Source organism: Nonomuraea sp. NPDC002799 (assembly GCF_053592075.1).
Genome location: NZ_JBSFVA010000048.1, coordinates 13,776 through 39,774 on the forward strand (window position 1 = coordinate 13,776; position 25,999 = coordinate 39,774).

At 68.7% G+C, this 25,999-nt stretch carries 32 protein-coding genes; 17 read left to right on the plus strand and 15 right to left on the minus strand.

The window, feature by feature from the left end:
* Positions 1–250: hypothetical protein (locus ACWD0F_RS45865; protein ID WP_449888524.1), on the minus strand; the 250-nt coding region annotated here is incomplete at its 3' end.
* A gap of 2 nt (positions 251–252) precedes the next feature.
* A complete protein-coding gene (locus tag ACWD0F_RS45870) occupies positions 253–510 on the minus strand; it encodes a hypothetical protein (protein WP_449888526.1) in 258 nt (85 codons plus the stop codon).
* 131 nt (positions 511–641) lie between these two features.
* Here ACWD0F_RS45870 and ACWD0F_RS45875 point away from each other — a divergent pair, with 131 nt between their 5' ends.
* The gene (locus ACWD0F_RS45875) at positions 642–893 is read left to right on the plus strand and encodes a hypothetical protein (RefSeq protein ID WP_449888528.1); all 252 of its coding nucleotides are present in this window, start codon (positions 642–644) and stop codon (positions 891–893) included.
* 117 nt (positions 894–1,010) lie between these two features.
* Here the strand turns inward: ACWD0F_RS45875 and ACWD0F_RS45880 are convergent, their stop codons facing one another.
* Positions 1,011–1,898, minus strand: coding sequence for a helix-turn-helix domain-containing protein (locus ACWD0F_RS45880; RefSeq protein WP_449888529.1), 888 nt, complete (start codon positions 1,896–1,898; stop codon positions 1,011–1,013).
* Between the two features lie 47 nt (positions 1,899–1,945).
* Here ACWD0F_RS45880 and ACWD0F_RS45885 point away from each other — a divergent pair, with 47 nt between their 5' ends.
* Positions 1,946–2,608: an alpha/beta fold hydrolase gene (locus ACWD0F_RS45885; protein ID WP_449888531.1), complete on the plus strand. Its 663-nt coding sequence runs from the start codon at positions 1,946–1,948 to the stop codon at positions 2,606–2,608.
* Positions 2,609–2,817: 209 nt separating this feature from the next.
* Here the strand turns inward: ACWD0F_RS45885 and ACWD0F_RS45890 are convergent, their stop codons facing one another.
* Both ACWD0F_RS45890 and ACWD0F_RS45895 read right to left on the minus strand, forming a co-directional pair.
* Positions 2,818–3,234 (minus strand): spore-associated protein A, encoded by a 417-nt coding sequence (locus ACWD0F_RS45890; protein ID WP_449888532.1) that lies wholly within the window; start codon positions 3,232–3,234, stop codon positions 2,818–2,820.
* 203 nt (positions 3,235–3,437) lie between these two features.
* The gene (locus ACWD0F_RS45895; RefSeq protein WP_449888534.1) at positions 3,438–3,770 is read right to left on the minus strand and encodes a metalloregulator ArsR/SmtB family transcription factor; all 333 of its coding nucleotides are present in this window, start codon (positions 3,768–3,770) and stop codon (positions 3,438–3,440) included.
* Between the two features lie 100 nt (positions 3,771–3,870).
* Here ACWD0F_RS45895 and ACWD0F_RS45900 point away from each other — a divergent pair, with 100 nt between their 5' ends.
* Positions 3,871–4,179, plus strand: a complete 309-nt coding sequence (locus ACWD0F_RS45900; protein ID WP_449888535.1) for a hypothetical protein — start codon at positions 3,871–3,873, stop codon at positions 4,177–4,179.
* Between the two features lie 550 nt (positions 4,180–4,729).
* Here ACWD0F_RS45900 and ACWD0F_RS45905 read toward each other — a convergent pair.
* Both ACWD0F_RS45905 and ACWD0F_RS45910 read right to left on the minus strand, forming a co-directional pair.
* Positions 4,730–5,221 (minus strand): hypothetical protein, encoded by a 492-nt coding sequence (locus ACWD0F_RS45905; protein ID WP_449888537.1) that lies wholly within the window; start codon positions 5,219–5,221, stop codon positions 4,730–4,732.
* A 305-nt stretch (positions 5,222–5,526) separates the two neighbouring features.
* Positions 5,527–5,694: a DUF6086 family protein gene (locus ACWD0F_RS45910; protein WP_449888539.1), complete on the minus strand. Its 168-nt coding sequence runs from the start codon at positions 5,692–5,694 to the stop codon at positions 5,527–5,529.
* 277 nt (positions 5,695–5,971) lie between these two features.
* Here ACWD0F_RS45910 and ACWD0F_RS45915 point away from each other — a divergent pair, with 277 nt between their 5' ends.
* Together ACWD0F_RS45915 and ACWD0F_RS45920 are read left to right on the plus strand one after the other, a co-directional pair.
* Positions 5,972–6,583, plus strand: coding sequence for a MerR family transcriptional regulator (locus ACWD0F_RS45915; protein ID WP_449888540.1), 612 nt, complete (start codon positions 5,972–5,974; stop codon positions 6,581–6,583).
* Positions 6,580–6,960, plus strand: a complete 381-nt coding sequence (locus ACWD0F_RS45920) for a nuclear transport factor 2 family protein (protein ID WP_449888542.1) — start codon at positions 6,580–6,582, stop codon at positions 6,958–6,960. Before ACWD0F_RS45915 ends, ACWD0F_RS45920 begins: the two co-directional genes overlap by 4 nt.
* Here ACWD0F_RS45920 and ACWD0F_RS45925 read toward each other — a convergent pair.
* On the minus strand, positions 6,942–8,039 hold the full coding sequence (locus tag ACWD0F_RS45925; RefSeq protein ID WP_449888543.1) for a hypothetical protein: 1,098 nt from the start codon (positions 8,037–8,039) through the stop codon (positions 6,942–6,944). The genes ACWD0F_RS45920 and ACWD0F_RS45925 overlap by 19 nt on opposite strands.
* Positions 8,040–8,059: 20 nt before the next feature.
* Here ACWD0F_RS45925 and ACWD0F_RS45930 point away from each other — a divergent pair, with 20 nt between their 5' ends.
* Positions 8,060–8,908 (plus strand): LLM class F420-dependent oxidoreductase, encoded by an 849-nt coding sequence (locus ACWD0F_RS45930; protein ID WP_449888544.1) that lies wholly within the window; start codon positions 8,060–8,062, stop codon positions 8,906–8,908.
* Between the two features lie 268 nt (positions 8,909–9,176).
* Here ACWD0F_RS45930 and ACWD0F_RS45935 read toward each other — a convergent pair whose 3' ends face one another.
* Positions 9,177–9,713: a GNAT family N-acetyltransferase gene (locus ACWD0F_RS45935; protein WP_449888545.1), complete on the minus strand. Its 537-nt coding sequence runs from the start codon at positions 9,711–9,713 to the stop codon at positions 9,177–9,179.
* Positions 9,714–10,039: 326 nt separating this feature from the next.
* Here ACWD0F_RS45935 and ACWD0F_RS45940 point away from each other — a divergent pair, with 326 nt between their 5' ends.
* On the plus strand, positions 10,040–10,657 hold the full coding sequence (locus tag ACWD0F_RS45940; protein WP_449888547.1) for a LuxR C-terminal-related transcriptional regulator: 618 nt from the start codon (positions 10,040–10,042) through the stop codon (positions 10,655–10,657).
* A 55-nt stretch (positions 10,658–10,712) separates the two neighbouring features.
* On the opposite strand, the gene ACWD0F_RS45945 is transcribed toward ACWD0F_RS45940, so the two are convergent.
* Positions 10,713–11,618, minus strand: coding sequence for an alpha/beta hydrolase family protein (locus tag ACWD0F_RS45945; protein ID WP_449888549.1), 906 nt, complete (start codon positions 11,616–11,618; stop codon positions 10,713–10,715).
* Between the two features lie 296 nt (positions 11,619–11,914).
* On the opposite strand from ACWD0F_RS45945, the gene ACWD0F_RS45950 reads away from it, so the two are divergent.
* Both ACWD0F_RS45950 and ACWD0F_RS45955 read left to right on the plus strand, forming a co-directional pair.
* The gene (locus tag ACWD0F_RS45950) at positions 11,915–12,523 is read left to right on the plus strand and encodes a hypothetical protein (protein WP_449888551.1); all 609 of its coding nucleotides are present in this window, start codon (positions 11,915–11,917) and stop codon (positions 12,521–12,523) included.
* 34 nt (positions 12,524–12,557) lie between these two features.
* Positions 12,558–13,529 (plus strand): TAXI family TRAP transporter solute-binding subunit, encoded by a 972-nt coding sequence (locus tag ACWD0F_RS45955; RefSeq protein ID WP_449888553.1) that lies wholly within the window; start codon positions 12,558–12,560, stop codon positions 13,527–13,529.
* 54 nt (positions 13,530–13,583) lie between these two features.
* Here ACWD0F_RS45955 and ACWD0F_RS45960 read toward each other — a convergent pair whose 3' ends face one another.
* Positions 13,584–15,092, minus strand: a complete 1,509-nt coding sequence (locus tag ACWD0F_RS45960; RefSeq protein ID WP_449888555.1) for an ATP-binding protein — start codon at positions 15,090–15,092, stop codon at positions 13,584–13,586.
* A gap of 6 nt (positions 15,093–15,098) precedes the next feature.
* Positions 15,099–15,782 (minus strand): response regulator transcription factor, encoded by a 684-nt coding sequence (locus ACWD0F_RS45965; RefSeq protein ID WP_449888557.1) that lies wholly within the window; start codon positions 15,780–15,782, stop codon positions 15,099–15,101.
* A 173-nt stretch (positions 15,783–15,955) separates the two neighbouring features.
* On the opposite strand from ACWD0F_RS45965, the gene ACWD0F_RS45970 reads away from it, so the two are divergent.
* The 7 genes from ACWD0F_RS45970 to ACWD0F_RS46000 all read left to right on the plus strand — a co-directional run bounded on the left by ACWD0F_RS45970 (position 15,956) and on the right by ACWD0F_RS46000 (position 23,002).
* Positions 15,956–16,996 carry a tripartite tricarboxylate transporter substrate-binding protein gene (locus ACWD0F_RS45970; RefSeq protein WP_449888559.1) on the plus strand — a complete coding sequence of 347 codons (1,041 nt, stop codon included), beginning with the start codon at positions 15,956–15,958 and terminating at the stop codon, positions 16,994–16,996.
* A 1-nt stretch (position 16,997) separates the two neighbouring features.
* Positions 16,998–17,459, plus strand: a complete 462-nt coding sequence (locus ACWD0F_RS45975; RefSeq protein WP_449888561.1) for a tripartite tricarboxylate transporter TctB family protein — start codon at positions 16,998–17,000, stop codon at positions 17,457–17,459.
* 19 nt (positions 17,460–17,478) lie between these two features.
* A complete protein-coding gene (locus tag ACWD0F_RS45980; protein WP_449888562.1) occupies positions 17,479–18,990 on the plus strand; it encodes a tripartite tricarboxylate transporter permease in 1,512 nt (503 codons plus the stop codon).
* A gap of 308 nt (positions 18,991–19,298) precedes the next feature.
* Positions 19,299–21,605: a sensor histidine kinase gene (locus tag ACWD0F_RS45985; protein WP_449888564.1), complete on the plus strand. Its 2,307-nt coding sequence runs from the start codon at positions 19,299–19,301 to the stop codon at positions 21,603–21,605.
* Positions 21,605–22,036 carry a roadblock/LC7 domain-containing protein gene (locus tag ACWD0F_RS45990; protein ID WP_449888620.1) on the plus strand — a complete coding sequence of 144 codons (432 nt, stop codon included), beginning with the start codon at positions 21,605–21,607 and terminating at the stop codon, positions 22,034–22,036. Before ACWD0F_RS45985 ends, ACWD0F_RS45990 begins: the two co-directional genes overlap by 1 nt.
* Positions 22,033–22,422, plus strand: a complete 390-nt coding sequence (locus ACWD0F_RS45995; RefSeq protein WP_449888565.1) for a DUF742 domain-containing protein — start codon at positions 22,033–22,035, stop codon at positions 22,420–22,422. The genes ACWD0F_RS45990 and ACWD0F_RS45995 overlap by 4 nt, the downstream gene beginning before the upstream one ends.
* Positions 22,403–23,002, plus strand: coding sequence for a GTP-binding protein (locus ACWD0F_RS46000; RefSeq protein ID WP_449888566.1), 600 nt, complete (start codon positions 22,403–22,405; stop codon positions 23,000–23,002). Before ACWD0F_RS45995 ends, ACWD0F_RS46000 begins: the two co-directional genes overlap by 20 nt.
* A 22-nt stretch (positions 23,003–23,024) precedes the next feature.
* On the opposite strand, the gene ACWD0F_RS46005 is transcribed toward ACWD0F_RS46000, so the two are convergent.
* From ACWD0F_RS46005 to ACWD0F_RS46015, 3 genes are read right to left on the minus strand one after another with little or no spacing between them, the layout of a single operon-like run.
* Positions 23,025–23,435, minus strand: coding sequence for a VOC family protein (locus ACWD0F_RS46005; RefSeq protein ID WP_449888568.1), 411 nt, complete (start codon positions 23,433–23,435; stop codon positions 23,025–23,027).
* Positions 23,436–23,440: 5 nt separating this feature from the next.
* Entirely contained in the window at positions 23,441–23,899 is a 459-nt protein-coding gene (locus tag ACWD0F_RS46010) for a helix-turn-helix transcriptional regulator (protein ID WP_449888621.1), read from the minus strand.
* A 36-nt stretch (positions 23,900–23,935) separates the two neighbouring features.
* Positions 23,936–24,523: a DUF6461 domain-containing protein gene (locus ACWD0F_RS46015; protein ID WP_449888569.1), complete on the minus strand. Its 588-nt coding sequence runs from the start codon at positions 24,521–24,523 to the stop codon at positions 23,936–23,938.
* Between the two features lie 207 nt (positions 24,524–24,730).
* Here ACWD0F_RS46015 and ACWD0F_RS46020 point away from each other — a divergent pair, with 207 nt between their 5' ends.
* Positions 24,731–25,975, plus strand: coding sequence for a lectin (locus ACWD0F_RS46020; protein ID WP_449888571.1), 1,245 nt, complete (start codon positions 24,731–24,733; stop codon positions 25,973–25,975).
* The last annotated feature ends 24 nt before the right edge of the window (positions 25,976–25,999 follow it).

A 25,999-nucleotide genomic window follows, 5' to 3' on the forward strand; every position in this document is an offset into this window, starting at 1 on the left:
CCTCCAACTCCTCCAACTCCTCCAACTCCTCCAACTCCTCCAACTCCTCCAACTCCTCCAACTCCTCCAACTCCTCCAACTCCTCCAACTCCTCCAACTCCTCCAGTTCCTCCGGACCGGCCCACAGGCCGACCTCCGCATCCGCTCCGAACCGGCGGGCCACCTCCTGCATGTCACGGTTCTCGCACCAGGTGAGGCAGAACCCCTCTGCCGGAAACCCGGCCTCGACCAGCGCGGCGTACGGATCCATGGTCACTTCCGCCCATCCCGTTCGGGGAGCCTCAGCGGGTCCGCTCCGGCGGCGACCAGGACGCGCGCGCGGTCTGGTCGATTGGCGAAGACGGCTGTCCAGAGCACGGTACGGCCGGGATGCTCGTCGTCATCATCGGCAAGGGCGCCGATGTCCTGGATGCGCTGGGTCAGTTCCGCGACCGCCTCAAGCCGGGAGTGCGCCGGTTCAGAGTCCGCCCGATCTTCCCGTCCGATTCCGGGCCATTCAATGACGACCATGGCACTCCTTGACGGGGAACGTACTTGATGCAAGCGCGCCCATCATGGCGTACGAAGCCGACAGACACTGATCAGGCAGCGATTTCGGGAAAGTAGTGGCCAGGCTGTGTGTGATCGTCCAAGCTTGCCACGTGGATAATCTACTCCCCATCTATACAACAGACGCTCCTCCGGACATGCCCGACGCTGTGGCGGCAAGCGCCTGGATAGTCTGGGCACACTCAGACACCATGTCGAAAAATCACATGGGAACGGCAATCAAGAGTCTGTCGGACTATGCAAAATCCCAAGACGCGCACGCCATCCTGGGATTGAAAATTGCTCCGTATTCTGAATATGGCTACGTCATGGTGACGGGAACGGCCGTGATATGGGCGACGTAGGAGAAGCGTAGACAGGCATGCCGCGCAGTCTCTGAGAATCCCGACAATGCCTCCGGCGGTTCGCCGCCCGGTGCGTCAGGTGGTAAGCGGCTGAGCTATGAACCGGGTCGTTGTGACTCACAGGCCGCGCGGCATCCTGAACCTGCTGGGTTGCGAGTTGGCAGATGTTTCGTGGCCGGGCCATGCGAAGTCGTCAACCGCCAGAAACGGCTCACCAGCCACGGTCGCCGGGGTCGTCCCGGTGAACGCCATGACGTCCCGATGCAGGTGGGACTGGTCGGCGTAGCCCAACTCCACGGCGACCCTGGCCGCTCCTTCGCCCGCGGCCAGGCGGTGGGCGGCATGGTCGAAGCGGACAAGCTTCGCGGCGCGCTTGGGCGGCAGGCCGATCTGCGAGTGGAACCGGGACCACAGGCGCTTGCGGCTCCATCCGACCTCCGCTGCCAGCATGCCGATCCGGACCTGACCGCGGCCGGCGAGGATCCGGTTCCAGGACCAGGCCACCTCCGGATCTACCGGCGATTCCGTCTCACACCGACGGGCGAGCAACGCGTCGGTCAACGCGAACCGCTCCTCGTACGACGAGGCGTCGCTCAGTTGCTCACTGATCCGCGACGCCTCCCGGCCCCACAAGTCACCCAGGGCCACCACGGCGCCGTCCAGATCGGCCGGGGAGACGCCCAGAATCGCACGTGCGAGTACCGGGGACAGACGCACCTGGATGGCCTCGAAGTTCGCACCCCGTATCCGAACCGCGCCGGGTCCGAATCCGAGTCCGAGCCCGGCGACGAGACTTCCCTGCTGCTGCCGCCCTGCGGCATCGTCCACGATGAGCGGGCCGTCGCCGAACTCCAGAGCCATGGTCACGGCCGGGTGCGGGATCGCCCGGTGGCCAACCGTGCTCATGCCACGGTCACGGAACCCAGCCATGCTGACACCGGCCACCTGGCTGGGCCGCGCGGGGCGTTCGACGTCCCACACTGCCGTATCGTCCCGCTTGTCCACGGCGGATCGCATCATGCCATGCTACGCGGGCCGGCCGGCCGGAACATTTGTTCAAGCCACCAGCGCCCATGGACGGCGGCCGGCGGTGGTACGCGATCCCCCAGCAGGGACGCCGGGTCGGCCAGGCACTGGACCGGCTCGGCGTCGAGCACGCCATAGTGGTCGGCCATTCCACCGGCGGCGCCGTTGCCACCGCCCTCGCCGAGCAGCGAGGCGACCTGGTGACCGCGCTGGCGCTCATCGACACCGGACCCCGCATGGACGCCTTCATCTCGGACGGGTTCGTCGGCCGGCTCATCGATGTTCCCGTGGTGGGGCAACTGCTGTGGCGCTTTCGGACCGCCGGGCTGATCCGCAAGGGGTTGAGCACCGCGTTCACCACCGGGTTCGAGATCCCGGAGCGGCTCGTCGACGATGTACGCGGCATGACCTACCACGCACTCACCGCGACCTCGGGGGCGTCCGACGACTACCTGAAGCAGCGTCCGCCCCCGGATCGGCTCACGGCACTCGGCAAACCACTGCTGGTGATCTTCGGCGAGCAGGATGAGAGGTGGCGAGCCTCATCCGCCGCCTTGTACCGCGCCGTCGCGGGCGCGAGAGTCGAGTTGCTGCCGGGTGTCGGACACTCACCCATGCTTGAGGACCCGCCGCGGACCGCCGCCCCCCTCCTGGCCTTCACCGCGCTCCACGCCGCGCGGGCGGACTGAACGAGACGATGGCGATGGTCGCGCCGGCGACGACAGCTTCCTTGAGCGGTCCATTCGGTGAACAGGGCGTATTCCGGCTGGAATGCGCCCTGTTCTGCGCTTCATGTCGCGGTGGCCGTGCGTCCTATCCGCGCCTCAGGCCCGTCGGCGATCGGATGGTGCATGGCGCGCCTGGCCAATCCTCGACTGCACGCTGGAGCCGAGATTTCTTAGCCGCAGTGAACGCCCGTGAGCGTGCGTGTGGCGACGCCTGCCTGCGCGCTGAGGTTGATGCACCAGCCGTTGGCGTGGACGTATACCGGTCCCGCGTAATACTTGTAGAAGCCCTCGTCCGCGTCGTAATAGCCCGGTTGATCTGTCCGGCTCACACTTACCCTCTTGAGGGTTTCTGCGCCGTAATAGCTGCCATAGCCGTAGGTGAGCGCGCAATTCACGCCTGTGCCGGCGTTGTAATGAACTTCGAGGGTGCCTCTCCTCGTGCCTCCGTCCATGACGCTATAGCTTCCGACCCGGCTGTAGCCGCTTCCGCAGGGGCCGGCCGCGCTGGCGGGCGCGGCGGTGACCACAGGCGAGGCGAGAACTACGGCCGCGCCGATTGCGGCGGCAACCTTGCTACGAATCTGCATGCGCTTCTTTCGGTTGACCAAGGGGACGCCGCCTCCCGTGAGGCATCGCGAGCTCGCGCGGGGCAGACGGTCCGCTGGAGCAAAGCAGATCAAGGCTGCCCACGTCTAGTGCTTCGAGGACATTTCGTGATCTTGGCGATGTGGGGTCACCTGCGCGTTCTCAACAGGCCGCGCCGGCGACGCGCTGGGCAGGCGGGGTCGTCTCACGCTTTGTTCTCCTCCGGGGGGTGATCCCACTTGGTGTGGCGCAGGACGATCTGCTCGGGGCAGACGGCGCTGAGGAATCGGCCGACGCAGGTGGCCAGGCGCTCCTCGGCGAGCGTGTACAGGATGCGGTTGCCGTCGCGGCGCTCGGTGACCAGGCCCGCGCCCTTGAGGATTCCGAGGTGCCGGGAGATGGACGGGCCGCTGATGGAGAACCGGCTGGTGATCTGCCCGGCCGAGAGCTCGCCGTCGCGCAGGTCTTCGAGAATCTGGCGCCGGGTGGGATCGGCGAGCGCCCGGAAGGCACTGGCCTCGTCCACGGAATCCGTCATGGTCCATAGGCTAGCACGATAGCTAAGTTGCTAAATAGCTATCTTGCTAAATAGCGTCCACTGAGCGACGATGCCGACCATGAACAGATCGTCCTCGCGGGTGCAGTTCTGGTTCGGCGCAAGCGCCGGCCTCGTTCTCGTCACCGTTGTCCTGCTCGTCTTCACCATCGGCCAGGTGGGCGGATACCTGATCTACCTGACCGTCTTCTGCGCCGCCCTGACAGACAGTCCGTGGCTGCTGTACGCCGGCGCGCCGGCCGTGCTCGTCATGGGCGTCATCGCCTCTGCCCGGCTTACGGATTCGGCGGATCCGTGCAGGCGAGGACTCGGGATCGCCTTCACTACCGGGTGGGCGATCGTGGTGATCGGTGTTCCGGCGTGCCTGGCGGTGCTGCTTCTCTCAGACTGATCGCCGCTGGGCCGAAGTACGAGTGGACTGAATCAGATATCTGATTTTATGAAGGTGATGACTGCCACCGAAGCGTCTCGCAGCGACGGCCGCGGCCACTGCGAGAACTGTGGTCACAATGGACGCCTCGGCCGCATTCGATGATCTTCCAGGCGTCCGCGTTCAGGTGGTTCCTCGCTGAGTGACGGCGGAACCCTGACGGCAACGTCGGCTACCAAGACCGCACCCAGGGTGCTTTCGGCACCTCGCCACACCTGAAAAGCGCAAGCTCGGGGGCCCGTCTGGTCGATCGGCTCCAACGCCCAGACGCACTCTCGCCGAAGGTCGTCGGCGAGGGTGCTTGACTGTCTGAGCGACTACGATCTTTCTTCCGCTGGAAGTCATATATCAGTATTCCGGTGCCGGCAGGTTGTCCGTACACGCTGCCTGAGCGAGGCTGCACGGCGCCTGTCCAGAAGTGGTGCACGTTTCGGTTGCCATCCTGCGCAGGCGGAGGTCGTGTCCCAGGTATGTACGCCGGGTGGCGATGTGCTCGCGCTTCTCGGCCGGATCAGTTGTAGGGGTTGTCGTAGGTCACGGATTTGGTGCGGCTGTTGTAATTGTTGCCGGGATAGAACCAGCCGCCCGACACGTACAAGGTGACGTTCGTGAGGGTGGTGGAGTGGGTGTATTCACCGTTGTAGACGAAGAGCGACAACTGGCACCCGGGGGGAGCGGGCGCCGTGCCCGTCTGGGTCGGATAGAAGGTGGTGCTGCCGTTGACGGAGACGTAGAAGTTCGGCGAGGGGTAGGACCCGCTTCCCCAGCACAACTGGAGCGCGTACCTGAACTTCGTGTTGCCGTCGTCGAACGCCAGCGTGCCGGTCAGTTGGGCGAGCATGATCGACGGGCCGGCGTTCGAGTTCACCGTGAGGGACACGGTCTGGTCTGGGCCGTAGGCGGCGTGCGCGGGAGCGACGGGCACCAGGATTGCCGCGAGCGTGGCGATGGCGATGGCGACGGAGGTGACCGCGCGACGTGCTGTGGAACGTGTCAATTCCAACCCTCATCTCTTTCGTGATGTCGGCGGAGCGCGCACGGAGACTATGGTCGGGACCTCCAGGCGTCCAGAGAGACGATGGTGAGCCACTGATTCGGTCTGGCCTTATCGTGTGCCATGGCAGCTCTCGCGAGAGTAGGCCAGGCGTGCCAGCAGGTCGGGATCAGTCCCGCGAAGCCGTAATGCCTGGCGTGACGGGTGAAATTTTCATTCACCGGGACGCGGTCGACTCGGCACCGGAGACGGGAGCGGTCAGGGGTCGGAGGAACCTCAGCGTGGCATCGCCCGAGCGTGCCGCGCCGAGAGGGTCACCCATCGCTCGACATCACGTACCAGGTCACGCTCGCCATGAGGCCGAGTCCCGTGGGCAACCCCGTCTCGGGGGCAAGCGCCTCCGCAGACCGCAAGAACAGGCCGGCAACTCGGGTCGAGGGGTTCCAGAGGACTTGATCGCCGACCCGGAAATACTGGCTCATGTTCTCCTCGTGTCTCACGCGTCCGGCACCTCTCCGCACGCCACTCGCCCGGGATTGAGGCAGCTGAGAGCGCCGATTATCTCCCGTCTTATCAGGACAAGGACTGGCGCCACAGCAAAGGCTGCCTTCTGGGGAGGCGGTTCTTGAGGTGGGCGCAGGCTCAGGAGCCGAGGTGCCGACGCAGCGGATCAGCGCCTCGCGCGGCTCTCGCAGCACTTGAACCTGACGCTGCGTCAGGTTCTAGGCTCGATCAGGCAACACCAAGCGAGGGGGAGGCATGTCACGACCCGAGCGGACATGGCGGATAGGGGAGCTGGCCCGCGAGACCGGGCTCACCGTCCGGACGCTGCACCACTACGACCGGCTCGGCCTGCTGTCGCCGCTGTCGCGGACCGAGGGCGGGCATCGCAGTTACACCAGCGGCGACGTCCGGCGCCTGCATCGCATTGTCGCGCTGCGCAGCCTGGGCATCTCGCTGGAGGAGATCGGGACGCTCCTGGACGGCGAGCCCGACCCGACCGGCCTGCTTCGCCACCAGCTCGAGGTCGTGGAAGAGCGCATCCGCAATGCCCGCGACCTGCGCGCCCGGCTACTGGACGCCCTGACCGACCTGGGCCGGAACACCGAACCCTCCGTCCCGCAGCTCCTGCACATCATCGAGGAGACCGTTGCGATGAACGAGCCGATGACCCCAACGCAGTTCGCGGAACTCAAGGAACAGCTACAACGGCGGGTACGCGATCTGGGCGACGAGGACTTCGCCGCGCTCAGCCGGAAGAAGGAAGACGCATGGAACGCACTGAGCCGTCAGGAGCAGCAGCGCCTGACCGAGCAGCACCGCAAGATGTTGCCGCCCGCCGCCGGCGGCAACCCGAAGGGCCGGTCATGACGACCGCTGTCGCGGAACTGGCCGATCGTGACGAGATCAGCAGCCTCGTCAGTCGTTACTTCAGCACGATCGACGACAAGCGCTTCGACCGCGCGGCCATTGAGGCGGTGTTCACCGCCGGTGGCCGCGTGACGCGGCCCAATGGCGCGTCACTGGTCGGACCTGAGGCCATCGCCGCCGGGCAGAGCGAGAGCTTCGCCCGCTTCCGGGCAACCCACCACGTCAGCTCTGACGACGCGTTGACCAACTCGCGTACTGCCCTGTCGGGCCGCGCACCGTCCTTGCTCAGGCAGGACCGGCGCGGCTTGTTCAGCCGCCCTTGGACGTCCTGGACGGTGAGTTCGCCGGGGTACGGCGGCTACTCTCCGCCGCCGTAGAAATAGTTATGGCCGTCGATTCGGAGTGGGCGTCCCAGCGGAAGCGGCGACTCCAGCGGCTCAAGTATCGGGATGTCCGACCAGTCGATACGCAACGGCTTGTCATTCGACCTTGGTTGAATGCGAGCGTTCAGGTCGTATTCGGCGATGTGCTGCCCGGGTCGATGGATGTGCAGAACCAGCTCCGCATCCTCGTCCTCCGCATCGTCCTCCGTCAAATAGGTGCTGAGCTTGCTGTTGATGTGCGTATGCGCATCAGCGATAGATCCGAATGATAGAAGCTTTCTGTCCCAATCGTTGTTGGATATCCAGTAACAGCCGCGGAGCAGAGCGAACCCGTGACGTCCTCGACTCATGTCGTTCAGTAACGGCCGGCTGTTGGCACCCGCCTCAAGGTATTCCAGGCTGGATTGGGCACAGCCGTCCCGAGGATCCCTGCGCAGCGTCTCCTCGTACGCCGCGACGGCACCTTCGCGGTCGCCCGACCAGGTGAGTGCATGCCCCAGATACAACGGCACGAGGGGGTCCTCGGGGGCGGCGCTCAGAGCCGTCCGCGAGGCATGGGCTGCCTGCTCCGCGAGTGGACGAGTCACCTGTTCCTCGTCATGCTCTTTCATTCCATCGAATATGGGGCCATCGTCATCGTCGAAATCGCATCGCACGGTGAACATCACGGTATGCCGCAGGGAGAACGTCGCGGCCATCGAACGCAGGATGGCAATGGTGGCGGCGGTCTCCGCGTCGCCGGGAGTCGCCTCTTCCTCGGCCTCATCACAGCAGCGTCGTGCACCGGCCAGCAATGCGGCGTTCTCCCGCGCACCATCGGAATGCCTGAGCAAGAACTCACACTTGGCGAGTAAGTGACTCGCCTGTGCCAACCTGCCATCCAGATGTCCTTCAGCCATAAGCCCGCAGCCTACAGCCGGCCGATCAAGGGCGCCCGACGGCAAGTTGGTCGCGATCAGGCCCTGTGCGGCGGGCCGGCAGGCGACGACTGCTTGGCGGAGTCCCGCCGCGGACGTGTGTTCGGCCCGCGACAGAGGTCTTTGCGGCAGGAAACCCGTTTCCGTGCGCGGCAACCTCCTCCTAGATTGGCGGGGTGGACATCGGAATCACCACTTTCGCCGGCGCGTACGGCATGGAGCCTCACGCGCTCGGCCGCGCGGTTGAGGAACGCGGCTTCGAGTCACTGTTCTTTCCGGAACACACCCATATCCCCGTGCACAGCCGGCGGCCGGACGGGAGCTCTCCCCGGGCCTACGCCGAAACCTACGACCCGTTCGTCGCGCTGTCCGCGGTCGCCGCGGTCACCCGCACGCTCACCCTCGGTACGGGGGTGTGCCTGGTGACCCAGCGGGACCCGATCGTGACGGCCAAGCAGGTCGCCTGCCTTGACCGGTTGTCCGGCGGCCGGTTCCTCTTCGGCGTCGGCGCCGGCTGGAACCGCGTGGAGCTGGCCAACCACGGCACCGAGCCCCGCACCCGGATGGCGTTGCTCGCGGAGCGGGTGCAGGCCATGCGCCGGATCTGGACCGAAGACGAGGCCGAGTTCCACGGGCAGTACGTCGACTTCGAGCCGATCTGGTCGTGGCCCAAACCGCTTCAGCGGCCGCATCCACCGGTCTTGGTCGGCGGCAACGGGCCGGGCGCCGAAGATCGGGTGCTCGCGTTCGGCGACGGCTGGTTCCCGCAGTGCGGCGGGCTCGCGGACGCAGCCGAACTGCGCGAGCGTGCCGCGGCACTACGCCGGCGCGCTGCCGACGCCGGCCGAGGACCGATCCCGATCACGGTGTTCAACACCCCGCCGGACCGCCGGCTGCTCGACGCGCTCGCCGACGCCGGCCTCGACCGGTGCCTGCTCCTGCTGCCGGCCGGAACCGAGTCGCAACTCCTCGCCCAACTCGATGAGTGGGCACCGCTCGCGTCCGGATGGCGACAGGTCACCTGAGTGCGCCCGAGCCGGAACGGAGATCTGTGCACCGTCCAGAACCGCCTCCACAGCGCCGGCCTTGAAAGGCAAGCAGCACCGCAGAACGAGGGCCATTTGGATTGGGCGCAGGTAATGCAGGATCCTCTTGGCCGCGTCGATAAGGCGGTACGGGTAGGCGATTTCGCCCGCTATGCGCCTGCCGAGCGTGGCGCAGCGTAGTGTCGCACAATTCCGCCGTGCTCAGCAGAAGCAAGGCATTTGATGCGCACACCGCCGCGCAGCGACGCTACCGCTCGCCGTCGATCGGCTGGTCCCGTCGCTCTCTCAAGGCCGCGTAGAGAATCTGGTCGTGCCATCCTCCCATTCTCCATTGCGCTCTTCTCAGCACGCCCTCTCGTTGGAACCCGGCCTTCTCAAGAGCACGTTGCTCCGCCAGATTGGTGATGTCCGTGGCCGCCTGGATGCGCTCCGCCAGTGTGTGGGCGAAAAGGTAGTCGACCAACTCCTTCTGGGCAGCGGTTCCGATGCCCCTGCCACGGAACTCCGGGAAGAGTATGATGCCGATCGTCCAACTCCAGGAGGTTGTCTCCGGCCCCCAAAAATGCTTGGACCACGTGACCCAACCAGCGACGGCGCCTGCTGACTCAACGACAAGAGAGCCGTCTTCTGAACCTAGGAATCCGTCTTTCGCCACTCTTTCTCTCAGTTTGACGAATGTACGGTGCCCGAACCACTGAAGAGGCCCCAGGCCCTCTGGCGTAGAGGCTCCAGTCTCAATATGCGGTATGTCCGCTTCGCGAATCGGTCGGAGCCTCGCATCCATGAAAATCTCCTCTAAGTGGTCGGCCGATGTGCAGTGCCGGCTGCCCCATGCCATTCTCGCGGGCCATTCAGATCACCGAAGGGTACAGGGGGATTGGACCGGTTCTCAGGCGCTCGCCACAGATGCCGCCGGCCCGATCGGGAATTGCCGATGCACCCCTGATTAACCATCAAGGCCATGAAAGGCAGTCTGAATGATGAGGTGGCCCGCGTCGAGGCCTCTGCCGCCAGCCGTCCCGGTCGTCCGCTGCGGCTTCGGACGGGCTTCGGTCACGAGTCGGCCCCAAGGCCATGGATGGAAGGCTCGGGGAAGATTATGGTGCGGTCATGAAGGGCCCGTACCAGGTGTACTTCGAACGCGCCCGGATCCCCATCGCGGCGGTGGACGGGCTCGGCCGGATCAGGGAGAGCAATCCCGCCTTCCACGCGGCGATGGCCCGTACGGCCGAGGAACTGGACGGCATCCTGGCGGAGAAGCTGCTCGCGCCCGGCGAGATCGACGCGCAGCGGGCCCACTGGCGGATGCTGGCCTTCGGGCAGCTGGCCGTCTACCGGACGCGGCTGCGGCTCGTCCGCGGGTGCGGCGCCGTGATCTCCGCCCGGGTGAGCGCCTCCGTCGAACAGCGGGCGGACGGTCTGCCGTGGCGCGCCGTGGCGGTGCTGGACGAGATCTCCTCCGTGGCGCCCGCGCTGGGCTCGCTCCAGGGTGAGGTGCTGCGGCTGGTCGCCGCGGGCGCGTCCAACGCGCAGATCGCCCGGCGGCTGTACCTGACGCGTCAGGCGGTGGACTACCACCTGGTACGGCTGCGCGCCAAGCTCGGTGCCGAAAGCCGGTCGGCGCTGGCCGGGCGGGCGTTCGTGCTGGGCCTGTTCGTGCCCGGCGTGTGGCCACCGGTTCTGCACCCGCCCCAGACCGGGACGGGTGCGCCGGAGCTCGGTCACTGAACGCCGGGGAACTGAACGGCCGGGTCGGTCCGGCGGCGGGTGCGCCGGGGTTCGGTCACTGAACGCCGAGGAACTGAACGGCCGGGTCGGTCTGGGCGGACGTACCCCAGACGGCGTCGTACTGGGCGGTGTCGTCGTGGAGGTAGTACAGCAGCCAGGCGGTGGTCACACGGCGGGTGATCTCCTGCTGGGCGGCCCGGGTGATCGAGCCGCTGTCGCAGCCGAGGCCGCCGGAGTCGGTGAAGCCGCAGTGGAAGCCGCCGACGATCGTGCGGAGCTGCTTGGGAGCGAGTTTGGCCTCGTAGATGGGGATCTGATGGCCGGACGGGCCCGCGACGGTGTCTCTCGAACCGGCGACCAGTTGCATGGGGACGGACGTGGTCGCCGCGGCGGCTTTGGCCGAAGGGTTGGTCTCGGCGGCGGCGAGGTTCGTCACCGTTCGGACCGAGGGGTTGCGCGCGGCGGCGAGCACGCTGGCGCCGCCGCCCATCGAGTGACCCGACAGTCCCAGCCGGTTGGTGCGCACGTGGGCGTTGAACCGTGACCCGGCGGTCGTGTTCTGCGCCACCAGCCAGGTCAGCGCGGCGTTCAGGTCGTCGGCGAAGGCGCTGTGGCTGGGGAACAGGCCGCCTTGTGAGGTCGGCATGATCGTGATGACGCCCCAGGAGGCCCAGTGGCGTCCCAGGGAGGCGTACTTGCTGATGCTCTGGAAGAACCCGTGGCCGAAGGCCGCCGCCGGGAACTGCCCGGCGGCGACGGTGGTGCCGCTGCCGGCCGCGGTCGCCGGGTAGTAGACCCGGGCGCCGAACGAGCGGCCGGAGGCGGAGACGCTGACGTCGGCGTAGCCGGCGGCGTGCGCGCCCGGTGCGGAGAGGTCGGCGGCGGCCCCGGCGGGGGCGGACGTGAGGAGCGACAACGGGATCAGGAGCGTCGCGCAGAGCCTGATCGACCAGGAGCGCATGATGCTTCACCAGCTTTCACGCGAGGGCGACTGTCATCTGGATTGTGGAAACGGTGGTTCTCCCATGGCAACAGCCAGCGGCAGGGGACTAGGCAAATGCCAAACGCCGGGGCATGCTCGCGGTTACGCGTGGAGAAACGAGGTTTCCATCAACGCTGCCGGAGCGAGGAGGCGATCGTGCTGGGCCAGGTCGTGTTGCTGAGGTTCGCCGGAGCTCTCCGGCCGCCGGGACGTCGTGGGCTGGAAGCGCCGGACCGGGCCGCCGGCGCCCTCGCCGACCACAGAGGTCATAGGTCATGATCTCGGTCCTGTACGGCGGGCTCGCTGTGTTTCAGGCGGTTCTGGCCGTACGACTGGCGCGTTCGGGACGGTGGATCCCGTTCGTGGTCGCACTCGGTGTCGCCTACGACTCGGCGGTCGTCGGAGCCGGGCGGCTGATCGGTGCGGGACCGGCGCTCGACATGCTGAACAGCGGCCGCTTCGCCGCCCATGCCGTCCTCACCCCGCTGCTCATCGTGCACGCGGCCGGCCTCGTGCGCCGCGGGCTCGTCATCCCGGCCTGGGTCCTGGCCGGGGCACTGATCGTCTTCGACGCCGTGGCCCTGGCGGACCTGCGGCTGGAGCCCCGCCGGTGGTCGGACACCTTGCGCTACGTCTCCGCGGATCCGTCGGGGCCGCCGGTCGCGGCGCTGGTCACCACCGTGATCCTGCTGGCCGCTGGGGTCATGCTCTGGGTACGGCGGCGCACACCCTGGCTCTTCGCGGGCGCGGCCGTTCTCCTGGTGACCGCGGGCGCCGCCGTGGTGTGGCCCATCCTGGGCAACGCGGGCGAAGCCGTACTGATCGCGGCCATCGTGGCGACGGATCGGCGTGACGAGGAAAGCAACGCCCGGCTGAGCCGCTGAGGTCATCGGCGGCCGTCGTCCGTATCATCTCGGCATGGTGCTGAACCAGGAGTCACGGCTCAGCCGCCGGGCGGTGCTCCTGGGCGCCGGCGGGCTGCTCGCCGGGTGCTCCGGGGAGCCCGAGGCCGACCAGGTTCACCTGCGGCTGGCCACCGGGCCGGCGGGGGCGGTATACCGGCGCATCGGCGGCGCGCTGGCCGGGCACATCTCCGAGCAGGTGCCGGGCGCCACGGTGAGCACCGTGCCGAGCGGGGCGTCCACCGACAACATCCGGATGTTGCGGGCCGGCGAGGTGCACCTGGGGCTGACGAGCCTGGACGCGCTGATCATGACCGACGGCAGCGCGCCCGAGGAGCTCTCGGCGATCTGCCGCCTCTACGACAGTCATCTGCATCTCGTGGTCATGGCCGGTTCGGCGATCGACGAGTTCCGGGACCTGGCGGGCAAGCGGATATCTCTCGGTGCCCGCGACTCGGGCACGGAGTTCACGTCGTTGCGGGTTCTGGAGCTCGGCCGGGTGCGGGCCGACGGCCGGTACCTCAGCCAGGCCGCGTCGGCGGCGGCGCTGCTCGACGGGGAGATCGACGCGATGTTCTCCCTGACCGGCGTCCCGACACCCGCCATCACGGAGCTGGCGCAGCGGCATGCGATCCGGCTGGTCCCGTTGGGCGCACAGGCGGACGCGCTCATCACGGCGTTCCCGGGCCCCTACACGCCGGCCAAGATTCCCACGACCGCCTACGCCGGTGTCCCGGCCACCCGGACCGTCGCCGTGCCGAACGTGCTTCTCGTACGCAACGATCTGCCCGACGACCTCGTCCACGCCATCACCGACACGATCTTCACGCACACCGGCACGATCACCTCCGCCGGCCGCGCCGACGCCCAGACCGACGCCGACGCCGTTCCAGAAGCGCGGCAGATCAACGTGCGGACCGGGATCTCCACCGCGTCGATCCCGCTGCATCCGGGCGCGGCCGCCTGGTTCCGCGACCGCAAGCGCTGACCGGGACAGGCGAGCGCCCGGTGCCGGTCGAGCGGCAGGAGGACGGTCTCGAAGTCAAGGAGGGCACGGGTGGGGCGGTGCACGGTCCGGACCTACTTCAGCGCCGGACGCCGCCCTCGGAACGACCGGCAACGCGACCACCGCGGCGAACCCGTGCCCGGACCCGTCCGGACGCGGCAGGCCCTCCTCCAGCCGCAGCTCGCCCCCGGCCGCCCCGACCAGGTCGGCGCAGATCGCCAGTCCGAGGCCCGTCCCGGACACGTTCTGGTGCCGCGGCGACCGCCAGAACCGCCGCAGCGCCTGGACCCGCTCGGACGCGTCGATCCCCAGGCCGTCGTCACGGACAACGATCGTGACCACCCCTCCGGCCGCGAAGGCGCCGCCATCCCCGGCGCCACCGCCAACAGCACCGCCGGGGACGACTCGGGCGGTCACCTCCACCACCTGCGCGTCCGACAACCGCAACGCGTTGCTGATCAGCTCGTCCAGGATGCTCCCCAGCCCGCCCGTCGGCTCCAGCAACCGCAACCCCGGCGGCACGTCGACCGCCAGTGTCTGCCCCGCCGCCGCCGTCAACGCCCGCCACCGCTCCACCCGGGTCACCAGCACCGCGTCGAGGTCCACCGGCGACGCCGTCCTGATGCTCTCCATCCGGGCACTGGCCTGCAGCGAGTTCAGCAGCCGCTGCATCGCCTTCAGCTCGTCGACGGCGACGTCGTACACTTGCCGCCCGTTGCCGGCCCCGCCCAGATGCGGTTCTAGACTCTCCACCGCGAGCCGGAGGCTGGTCAGCGGGTTGCGCAACTGATGTGAGGCGTCGGACACGAATGCCCGCTGCCGCTGCACGGCGTTCTCGACCGCGTCCATCATGGTGTTGAACGTCTGCGCCAGCCGCCGCAGCTCGACCGGCCCGGCCTCGGCGTCGGCCCGGATCGTGAGGTCGCCGCGCGAGATCCGCGAGCTCGCCGCGTCCAGCTTCCGCACCGGCCGCAACACCCACGCCGACACCGGCCAGGCGACGGCGATCAGCGCGATCAACGGCAGCAGCCCGAGCCCGGCGAGCTGGGCCCAGCGCACGAGGATGTGCCGGCGCGTCTTCGACAGGTCGGAGATCGTCACGACGGCGCCGACGACCTCGCTGTCCCGGCCCACCGGCTCCGCGACCACGAGTGCGGAGTCGTCCCACGGCGCCCATTCCCCGGCCGGTTCCGGCCGCGTCCCGGCCAGCGCCGCGGTCACGATCCGGGGCAGCGCCGGCTCGGCCCGCGCCGCCTCCTGGTAGGCGCCAGCCGGTCCGAGCAGCACCGTGCCCGAGGTGTCGATCACCGCGACGGGGATGCCGTACAGCTCGTGGTAGCGCGCCAGCTCCTGCTGGAGCGCCTCGATCCGCCCGGTCGACAGCGCGGTCTCGGCCAGCGAGGCGAACCGGCCGACGTCGTTGAGCCGGTCGACGTAGGTCTCCTGCATCTCCCGTTCGGCCACGGTGACGCTGAGGGGCACCCCGAGCGCCGCGACGAGCAGCACCGCGAGGGGCACGAGGACGACGAGCAGGCGGCGGTGCACGGCGCGTCAGCCGATCAGCTCCGGCCGGTCGGCCAGGAGCCGATAGCCGACCCCGTGGATCGTGCGGATGAGCTCGGCCGGCCCGAGCTTGTGGCGGAGCGCCGCGATGTGGGTGTCCAGGGTGCGGCTCGACGACTCCCAGGTCGCGCCCCAGATCTGGTCGAGGATGACGTCGCGGCTCACCACGTTGGGGGCCCGCCGGGCCAGCAGCAGGAGCAGCTCGAACTCCTTGCGGGTCAGCGTCACGGGCGTGCCGTCGACGGTGACCTCGCGGGTGCCGACGCCGATCCGCATCGGGCCGAGGACGAGCGGCTCGTCCGGATGGCTCAGGGCGCGCGCCACCCGGGTGCGCCGCAGGACGGCGTCGATCCGGGCGAGCAGCTCCGGGATGCCGAACGGCTTGACGATGTAGTCGTCGGCGCCGGCGCGCAGGCCACGGACCCGTTCGTGCTCCTCCGACCGTGCGGTCACGGCGATGACGGCGGTCTCCGGGCGGTCACGCAGCTTGCGGATCACGTCGAGCCCGTCGCCGTCGGGCAGGCCCAGGTCGACGAGGACCACGTCGGACGGGGCGGCGCGCACGGCCTCGGCGGCGGTGGCGATGCGGTGGACCTCGAACCCCGCCTGGGTCAGGACCGTCACCAGGCCCCGCGCCACGCGGTCGTCATCCTCGATGATGGTGATCCGCATACCGGATTGTACGACCCGGATCGACGCGCGTGTTAGCCCTTGGGTTCTTGGGATTTCCCTGACATCCGGCGCATTCCTTGGGATTCCTCTGACACTATTCGCGTCCCCGCGAGCCGAGACTGAGGCCGCGCACTCACCGACGAATGCGCACGCGCTGACGAGGAGGCCGCGATATGAGAACGACCGGCAGGTACCGGGCCGCCGCGCGGATGGTCGCCGCGATCGGCGTCGTCTCGCTCGTCGCCGCCTGTTCCGGCAGCGGCGGCGCCCCGGGTGGCGGGGCCACCGGCGGAGCCGCTTCCGGCGGTGGCTACCCGGACCAGAACATCACGATCGTCGTGCCGTTCAGCGCGGGCGGCCCGACGGACACCGTCACCCGCATGATCGCCGAGCCGATGGCCGCCAAGCTCGGCGGCAAGATCGTCGTGCAGAACGTCGAGGGCGCGGGCGGCACCGTCGGCGCCGGTGAGGTGGCGCGGGCCGACCCCGACGGCTACACCGTGCTCATGCACCACATCGGCATGTCGACGGCGCCCGCTCTGTACCAGAACCTGGGCTACAAGCCGCTGGAGAGCTTCGAGATGGTCGGGCTCGTCACCGAGGTGCCGATGACGATCGTCGCCCGCAAGGACTTCGAGCCCAAGACACTCCAGGACCTCGTGACGTACGTGAAGGCGAACGCCGGCAAGGTCACGCTGGCCAACGCCGGCATCGGCGCCGCGTCCCACCTGTGCGGCCTGCTGTTCCAGACCGCCGCCGGTGTCAAGCTCCAGGAGGTCCCGTACGAGGGCACCGGCCCGGCGCTGACCGATCTCGTCGGCGGCCAGGTCGACTTCATGTGCGACCAGACGACCAACACCAGCGGCCAGATCGCCGCGGGCGAGGTGAAGGCGTACGCGGTCACCACGCCGGAGCGGGTGAAGAGCCTGCCCGACCTGCCCACCACGACCGAGGCGGGGCTGCCGGGGCTCAAGGTCAGCGTGTGGCACGGTCTCTACGTGCCGAAGGGCACCCCGCAGGACGTCGTCCAGAAGTTGTCCGAGGCGCTGAAGACGGCGCTGGCCGACCAGAAGGTCATCGACCAGATGGCCAAGCTCGGCACCGCGCCGGTCCCGGCCGGGGACGCGACCCCGCAGGCGCACCGGACCAAGCTCGAAGAGCAGCTCGGCACCTGGGCGAAGGTCATCGCCGACGCCGGGGTCAAGGCCTCCTGAGGTGGAGCGCCGCCGGTCCTTCCCGGACGTCCTCGCCGGGCTGATCTTCGTGCTGATCGGTGGCGCGTTCGTGGTGGGGTCGCTCGGCTACGAGCTGGGCACCCCGCTGCGGATGGGCCCCGGCGCCTTCCCGCTGCTGATCGGCGCGGCCGTGGCCGCCATGGGGCTGGCGATCGTCGTCAAGGGACTCATCGCCGGGGAGGTGGTCGCGTTCGGGCCGATTCCCTGGCGGGCGGTCGCCGCCGTCGTGCTCGCGGTGTTGTTCTTCGGATTCACCGTCCGTGGCCTCGGATTCGTTCCGGCGTCGGCGGTGACCGCCCTGCTCACCACGCTGGCCAGCGCGCGCGTCCGGCCGCTCACGGCTCTGGCCGTGGCCGCCGGGCTGACCGTGGCCGGCACGCTCATCTTCGTCGTCGGACTGCAGTTGCGGATCCCGCTGCTGGGACCGTGGCTGGGGTTCTGACGCGGCATCGGAATGAGGCATGGAACTACTCGACAACCTCGCGCTGGGCTTCTCGACCGCCTTCCTGATCCAGAACGTCCTCTACTGCTTCGTCGGCGTGCTGCTCGGCACGGCGGTCGGTGTGCTGCCCGGCATCGGGCCGACGGCGACGGTGGCGATGTTGCTGCCGATCACGTTCAGCTTCGAGCCGGTGACGGCGCTGATCATGCTGGCCGGCATCTACTACGGCGCGCAGTACGGCGGCTCGACGACCGCCATCCTGATCAACCTGCCCGGTGAGTCGTCGGCGGCGGTCACCGCGCTGGACGGGCACGAGATGGCCCGCCAGGGCCGGGCCGGCGCGGCGCTGGCCGCCGCCGCGATCGGGTCCTTCATCGCGGGCACGGTGGCCACTGTCGCGCTGGCCGTCGCGGCCCCGCCGCTGGCCCGCGTCGCGTTGAAGTTCGGCCCGGCCGAATACTTCTCGCTGGTGCTGCTCGGCCTGATCGTGTCGATCGCGCTGGCGCGAGGCACGGCGCTCAAGGCGCTGGCGATGATCGCGCTCGGCATCCTGTTCGGCACGGTCGGCCAGGACATCTACACCGGCACGCCCCGGTTCGTGTTCGAGCGGCGCGAGCTGTACGGCGGCATCGACTTCGTGTCGGTCGCCGTCGGCATGTTCGGGCTGGCCGAGATCCTGCGCAACCTGGAGAACGAGCAGACCCGCACGGCGATCGTCACCAGGGTGACCAACCTCTGGCCGACCCGCGAGGACCGGCGCCGGATGGTCGGCCCGATCCTGCGGGGCACCGGTCTCGGCGCCGCGCTCGGCGTCCTGCCCGGCGGTGGCCACGTGCTGGCCTCGTTCGCCTCGTACGCCGTCGAGAAGCGGATCTCGAAGCGGAAGCACGAGTTCGGCAGCGGCGCGATCGAGGGCGTCGCAGGCCCCGAGTCGGCGAACAACGCCGCCGCGCAGACGTCGTTCATCCCGCTGCTGACCCTGGGGCTGCCGGCCCATCCGGTCATGGCGCTGATGGTCGGCGCGTTCATCGTGCACGGCATCACCCCCGGCCCGAACGTCATGACCGACGAACCGGCGCTGTTCTGGGGCCTGATCGCGTCGATGTGGATCGGCAACGTGCTGCTCATCCTGCTGAATCTGCCGCTGATCGGCCTCTGGGTGCGCATGTTGCGCATCCCGTACCAGGTGTTGTTCCCGATGATCATTCTGTTCGCCGCGATCGGCACGTTCTCCCTGGAGTTCAACGCGTTCGACGTCTACGCGATCGTCTTCTTCGGGATCCTGGGCTATCTCCTGATCAAGTGCGGCTGCGAGCCGGCGCCGCTGCTGCTCGGCTTCGTCCTCGGACCCCTGCTTGAGGAGAACCTGCGGCGGGCGCTGATCATCTCGCGCGGTGACGCGTCGGTCTTCCTGACCCGGCCGATCTCCGCGGCGTTCCTGGCTCTGGCGGTGGTGGCGCTCGTCGTCACGGTCCTGCCGACGATCCGCAGGCGCCGCGAGGTCGTGTTCGCCGAGGAGGAGCAGGCGTGATGTCCATCCCCTTCCGGGGAGGGCATCGCGTTGACCTCGGGTCTGTCGCGCCTGAGCGCGCCGGCGGCACAGCCGGACGAATCGGGGCTTTCTACTCAACTGTCGTATAGCTACGATCAGGCACCAATCGCCACCGGCGATTTCGTCAAGGACGTACCGATCATGAGGAGAGTGTCCCGCACGTGGCTGGATGGGGCAGGGTCGGACGACGGCGAACGGGGACCGCGGGCGATGGGGACGGGCCGACGGGATCGGCCGATGGCAGGCCGCGGCGACTGCGTGGCGCGCGCCGGCTGCCGTTGCGCACCGTGCTGCTCATCGTCGTGTTCGTGCCGAGCCTGACGTTCACCCCGCTGCTGGCTTCGGGCATGAGCCAGCTGAGCAGTCAGGTGCGGGTGGAGCAGGTCCAGATGGACATGGGCACCCATCTCGTCGGCAGGCCCGCTGGCGACCTGTTCTTCAGCCTTGACCAGGAGCGGCGGCTCACCGCGGCGGTGCAGGCCGACCCCCGTGACATCGCCTCTCGTGACAAGCTCAACGAGCGGCGCGTGCAGACCGACGAGGCCGTGAGCGCCTTCCCCGCTCTGGCCGGCCTGGACACCACTGACGCGCAGGTGGGGACCGCCGAGGCCATCGCGCGGACCGAACGCGATCTGGGCCTTCTTGACCAGCAGCGCCAGGCGGTGGACGCCGGCTGGGCCAGCGCGCAGAAGGCGTACGACTACTACACCGATGTCACCGAGTCGACCCTGGGCGTTCTGACCGTCCTCACCCACGCCGACTACGGCGACGTGCACACCAAGACCCAGGCACTGGTCGACCTCTTCTGGGCCATCGAGATGATCGGCCGCGAGGACGCCCTGCTGACCCGCGGCTGGCAGGCTGGGCGCCTGTCAGGAGACGAGTACGCCCAGGTCACCGACGCCATCGGCACCAGGAAGCACCTCCTGGTGGACCGGGTCGTCCCGGACCTCACCGGCAACGAGACCCCGTTCGCGGCGCTGACGACCAGCAAGGCATGGGAGACCCTGACCAGGCTGGAAAGCCGGTTGATCACCTCCGGCAGCGGCACGAGGAGCGATCAGGTGCTGCTCCGCGAGGTCAGCTCCGAGTGGCGCCCCTCGGTGACCGCGGTCACCGGGCAGGTGCAGCAACTCCTCGGTCTCCGGCTCGCGAACGTCGGCAAGATCGGCGCCGACCACACCAGCATGATCTTCACGGTCTTCCTCAGCGTCAGCACCGTGGGCCTGCTCGCCCTGGCTTTGGTGATCTTCACCAGCTGGCGCCTCACCGCTGTTCTCCGCCGGCGCATCCTCCGCCTGCGCGAGGAGGCCCAGGAGCTCCAGCAGCGGCTGCCCCAGGTGGTCGCCCGGCTGGAGCGCGGCGAGGACGTCGACGTGGACGCGGAAGTCCACATGGTCGAGCCCACCCCCGACGAGCTCGGCGAGCTCGGGCAGGCCCTCAATCTGGCCAGCCGCAGCGCCGTCCTGACCGCCGTGCGCCAGGCCGAACAGCACCGTGGCTTCCAGCGCATGCTCCAGCGCATCGCCCGCCGTACCCAGATCCTCATCGGCCTCCAGCTCAAGAAGCTGGACGAGCTGGAACGCAAACACGAGGACCCCGAGGTGCTGGAGGGCCTGTTCGACCTGGACCACCTCACCGCCCGGTTGCGCCGCTACGAGGAGAACCTGGTGATCCTCGGCGGCGGGCAGCCACAACGGCGCTGGCGCAAGCCGGTCAACCTGCTCGACGTGCTGCGCGCCGCGCAGGGCGAGGTCCAGGACTACCGGCGGATTTCGATCGACGTCGCCGGCGACCCCTGGGTGACCGAGCGCGCCGTGGGACCGCTGGTCCACGTCCTGGCGGAGCTCATGGAGAACGCCACCACCTTCTCCAAGCCGCTGACCCCCGTCGAGGTGCGGGCCGCACCGGTCAGCCGGGGCGTCGCCGTGGAGATCGAGGACCGCGGTCTGGGCATGGAGCCCGAGCAGTACGCCGCCGCCAACGCCCTGATGCAGTCGCCGCCGCAGCTCGACGTGATGACCCACGCCGACGACGTGCGTCTCGGCCTGTACGTGGTTGCCCGGCTCTCCGCGAGCCTGGGCCTGCAGGTGGAGCTGCGGTCGTCGGCCTTCGGCGGCACCCGGGTCGTCGTGCTGATCCCGGAACCGCTGGTGGTGGACCGCCCCCGTACGGCGCCCGAGCAGCCGGCCACGCTCCCCGAGCAGGCCCCCGCCCCGCAGGAGCATCGTCCGATGGAACACCGCCCGCAGGAACGCCGCGTCCCGGGCGCGCAGTTGCCGACTCGCTCAAGGGGGCAGGCGATGGCGAATGTCACCGCACACGCGGGGGACGGCGTTCCGTCCTCCGGCCAGGAGCCGCTGCCCCAGCGGGTGCGCCAGGCCAGCCTGGTCACCGAGCTCAAAGCCCCGGAGCAGCGGGATGAGCGGAGCGACCAGGACATCTGGGCCGTACGCGACCAGCCCACCCGCTCCAGTGCCACGATCGGGGCATTCCAGCGGCAGTCTCGCCGGCGCCGTACCGATGACGACGCCTTCCAGCCCGGGCCGAACGGATCCCCCGAGCCCGGCTCTCCTACGACGGAAGATCGATGATGACGCAGCGCACCACCGCCACCAACGCAGACCTGGACTGGCTCCTGGACGGTCTGGTCGATCAGGTCGCGGGCACCCGGCACGCCATCGTGCTGTCCGACGACGGCCTGGTGATCAGCCGGTCCCGGAGCATCGAGCGGGCGAACGCCGAACGCCTCGCCGCGATAGCCACCGGCCAGCAGAGCCTGGCTCGCGGTGCCGGGCAGTTGTTCGGCGGCGGGCCGGTCCACCAGGTCATCATCGAGATGGCCGACCTGTGGTTGTTCATCACGGCCGCGGGCCGCGGCACCCATCTGGCCGTGGTCGCCTCCCAGGAGGTCGACGCCGAGCTGATGGCCGTCGCGATGCACACCCTGATCCAGCAGGTCGGCCAGAAGCTGGGCACCGACGCGCGGCCGCCGCAGGCCAGTGATGTGGGGGGACACGGATGAAGCACTGGACGGAGGGGTTCGACGACGATGACGCCGACGAGTCCCTTGTCCGTCCTTACACGATCACCGGTGGGCGGACCACGTCCGAGCGGGACGACCTCTCGCTGATCACCCTGGTGACGGCGATCTCCCAGGAGACCGGCCGCGGCTTACGGAGAATGCAGCCGGAGCACCGCACCATCATCGCTCTGTGCGAGCGACCCATGGCGGTGGCCGAGGTCGCCGCCGCCGTGAACCTGCCGGTGTCGGTGACCAAAATTCTCATCGGCGATCTGATCGAGGCCGGTCAGATGCGAGCCCGGCCGCCGCTGGCCTTCGCGCCGGCGGGCGGCTTTTCCGATATGACGATCCTTGAGGCGGTGAGGGATGGCTTACGCAAGCTCTGACCAGGGGAGCGCTGCTCCCCTGGCGGTGAAGATCCTGGTCGCCGGTGGTTTCGGTGTCGGGAAGACGACCTTGGTCGGTGCGGTGAGTGAGGTCGCCCCCCTCCGTACGGAGGAGTACCTGACCCATGCCAGCGTCGGCGTCGACGATCTGCAGGGATTGAGCGGAAAGTCCACCACGACGGTCGCGCTGGACTTCGGGCGCATCACCATCAACCGCGAGCTCGTGCTCTACCTGTTCGGCACCCCGGGGCAGGAACGTTTCTGGTTCATGTGGAACGACCTCGTCAACGGGGCGATGGGCGCGGTCGTCCTGGTCGACACCCGCCGGCTGGACGTGAGTTTCGCGTCGATCGACTTCTTCGAGAGCCGCGGCATCCCCTTCGTCGTCGGGGTCAACTGCTTCCACGGTGTCAAGGACCGCACTCAGGAGGAGATCCGCAAGGCGCTCGCTCTCGATCCGCAGGTGCCGCTGGTGCTCTGCGACGCCCGCGACCGGTCGGACGCCCGCGACGTGCTGCTGGCGCTCATCGACCACCTGATGGCCACCCACTCCCGCACCGCCCGGCACCCCGTGGCCTGACCGGCGGGCCGAGCCGGACGGCTCAGCGCCGCTCCTGGATGCGGATCAGGTTGCCCGCGGGGTCGCGGACGGCGCAGTCGCGCACACCGTACGGCTGCTCGGCCGGCTCCTGGACGATCTCGGCTCCGCCGGACCGCACCCGCTCGAAGGTCTTGCCGAGGTCGGCGGTGGCCAGGACGATGCCGGCATAGGTGCCCTTGGCCATCATCTCGACGATGGTGCGGCGCTCGTCGTCGGTGATGCCGGGGTCGGCGCCGGGCGGCTCCAGGACGATGGACAGGCCGGGCTGGTCGGCGGGGCCGACCGAGATCCAGCGCTTCCCGTCGTAGCCGACGTCACTGCGCACCTCGAAGCCGAGGACGTCGCGGTAGAAGGCCAGCGAGGCGTCCGGGTCGTCATGCGGGAGGAAGGTCGAGTGAATGCTGATGTCCATGGCGGTCAGGCTAGTTGCGGCTCGGCGACCCGCGCTTCTCGATTCCTGACCGGTCTGGTCACCTGTTTGGCCACGCACGACGGCATTCCCGCCGTCGTGCGCGCCGCGTGGCTCCGGTAGACGCTGGGCGGCACACCCACCAGTTCGGTGAAGCGGGTGCTGAAGCTGCCCAGCGACGAGCAGCCGACGGTGAAACAGACCTCGGTGACGCTGAGGTCGCCACGACGCAGCAGCGCCATCGCGCGCTCGATGCGCCGCGTCATCAGATACGCGTACGGCGATTCGCCGTAGGCGCGCCGGAACTCGCGGCTGAGGTGCCCGGCCGACATGTGCACGCCACGGGCGAGCGCCTCGACGTCCAGCGGCTGCGCGAACTCCCGGTCGATCCGGTCGCGAACGCGGCGCAGCAGCGCGAGGTCGTGCAGATGTTGCGCCTCGGCGGGACTCCTCGTCACCTGAGCGATGGTGTCATGTCGCACCGGAGTTGCCCAGGGCGCCGCTCAGCTCGGGTCGGGGACGGCGCCCGACAGGTAGATGGACTCCTCCAGCAGTTGCGGCGTCAGCGTGATCCCGGTGAGCCGCTCGGCCAGCAGGAAGGCCGGCCCGTCGTGCGGCTCGGCGCCGCCGTAGTGGGAGCTGATCCGCTCCACGGTCTCCAGGAGCTCTTCCGGCACCTCCTCCGCATAGCCCTCATCGGCCAGGAAGGAGAATCGGACCGTTCCGTCCTCGACCCAGTAGAAGTATTCGTTGCCCTTGATGTTGAGGAAGTGGGAGACGAGGCGGGTGCCCGCCGACAGCGGCAAGATGATCTCATCCGAGATGCCCAGCAGCCCGTTGGGCTCGACCATGAACACCCAGTCGCCGACGGCCGTGGCGCCCAGGAACATGCCGTCCCTGTCGGGGCCGGCGTAGGCGGCGTCGATCAGCTCGCCGAGCGACAAAAGGGTGAAGTCCTCGGCCTGGGCGCCGAGCCGGGCCACCAGCTCAGCCGGTGTCAGACCCTGGACGTAGGTGAGGCAGTAGGCGTCCGCCAGATCGGGGAAGCGCTCAACGGAGAACCAGGAGAAGTCATCAGGCGTCGCGGTCATTCCGTCATGTTCCCAGCATTGACCGCCACAATGAGCCGCTTGCGCGCTGTCCCGTCCGATCCCGGCGACCCCGGCAACCGGCGCTTTCCGCCGAACATCGGCGGACCACAACGCAGAATTTCCAGAGAGCGCTCTCTTGACACGGGTGCTGATGTTGCCAGAAGGTTTCGGTAAAGCCACATCCATGGACCCGATGAGGTAATTCACATGGATCGCACCCCCCGTTTCAGAACGTTTCTCGCCATCGGCGCCGCATTGGCCGCCGTCATCGCGATGCTCGTGCCGATGACCGGCACCGCCATCGCCGCTCCCGCCCCCGGCCCGCTGGTCTGGTCGGATGAGTTCAACGGATCGTCCGGCAGCGCCGTCGACCAGTCGAAGTGGCGCTTCGACATCGGCGGCGGCGGCTGGGGCAACAACGAGCAGCAGTACTACACCAGCAGCACCCGCAACGCCGCCATGGACGGCGCGGGCAACCTGGTGATCACCGCCCGCCGGGAGAACCCGTCCGGCTTCCAGTGCCACTACGGCACCTGCCAGTACACCTCCGCCCGCCTCCTCACCGCCGCCACCTTCACCCGGACCTACGGCCGGTTCGAAGCGCGCATGAAACTGCCGCGCGGCCAGGGCATCTGGCCGGCCTTCTGGATGCTCGGCAACGACATCGGCTCGGTCGGCTGGCCCAACAGCGGCGAGATCGACATCATGGAGAACATCGGCCGCGAGCCCAGCACCGTCCACGGCACCATCCACGGCCCCGGCTACTCGGGCGGCGCGGGCATCGGCGCCGGCTACTCGATCGGCGGCGCCTTCGCCGACGCCTTCCACACCTTCGCCGTCGACTGGTCGCCCAACCTGATCGTCTGGTACGTCGACGGCACCGAGTTCCAGCGCCGGACGCCCGCGAGCCTGGGCGGCAACCGCTGGGTCTTCGACCACCCGTTCTTCATGATCATGAACGTGGCGGTCGGCGGCTACTGGCCCGGCTACCCGGACGCCTCCACCACCTTCCCGCAGGCCCTGACCGTCGACTACGTCCGCGTCTACGCGCCGCCCACCGGCGGCACCGGCGGCGGCCAGATCACCGGCCCCGGCGGCAAGTGCGTCGACGTGGCGAGCGCCAGCTCCGCCAACGGCACCGCCGTGCAACTCTGGGACTGCAACGGCACCGCCGCCCAGAGCTGGTCCTGGAACAGCGACGGCTCGGTACGCGCGCTCGGCAAGTGCATGGACGTCACCAGCGGCGCCACGGCCAACGGGGCACAGGTGCAGTTGTACGACTGCAACGGCACCGGCGCACAGCGATGGACCTTCAACGCCGGCACCGGCCAGATCGTCAACCCCCAGTCCGGCAGGTGCCTCGACGCGACCGGCGGCGGCTCGGCCAATGGCACCCGGCTGCAGATCTGGGACTGTTCGGGCAGCACCAACCAGCGGTGGACCCGCGCCTGAGACCCGGGCCATGAATAAATCGCG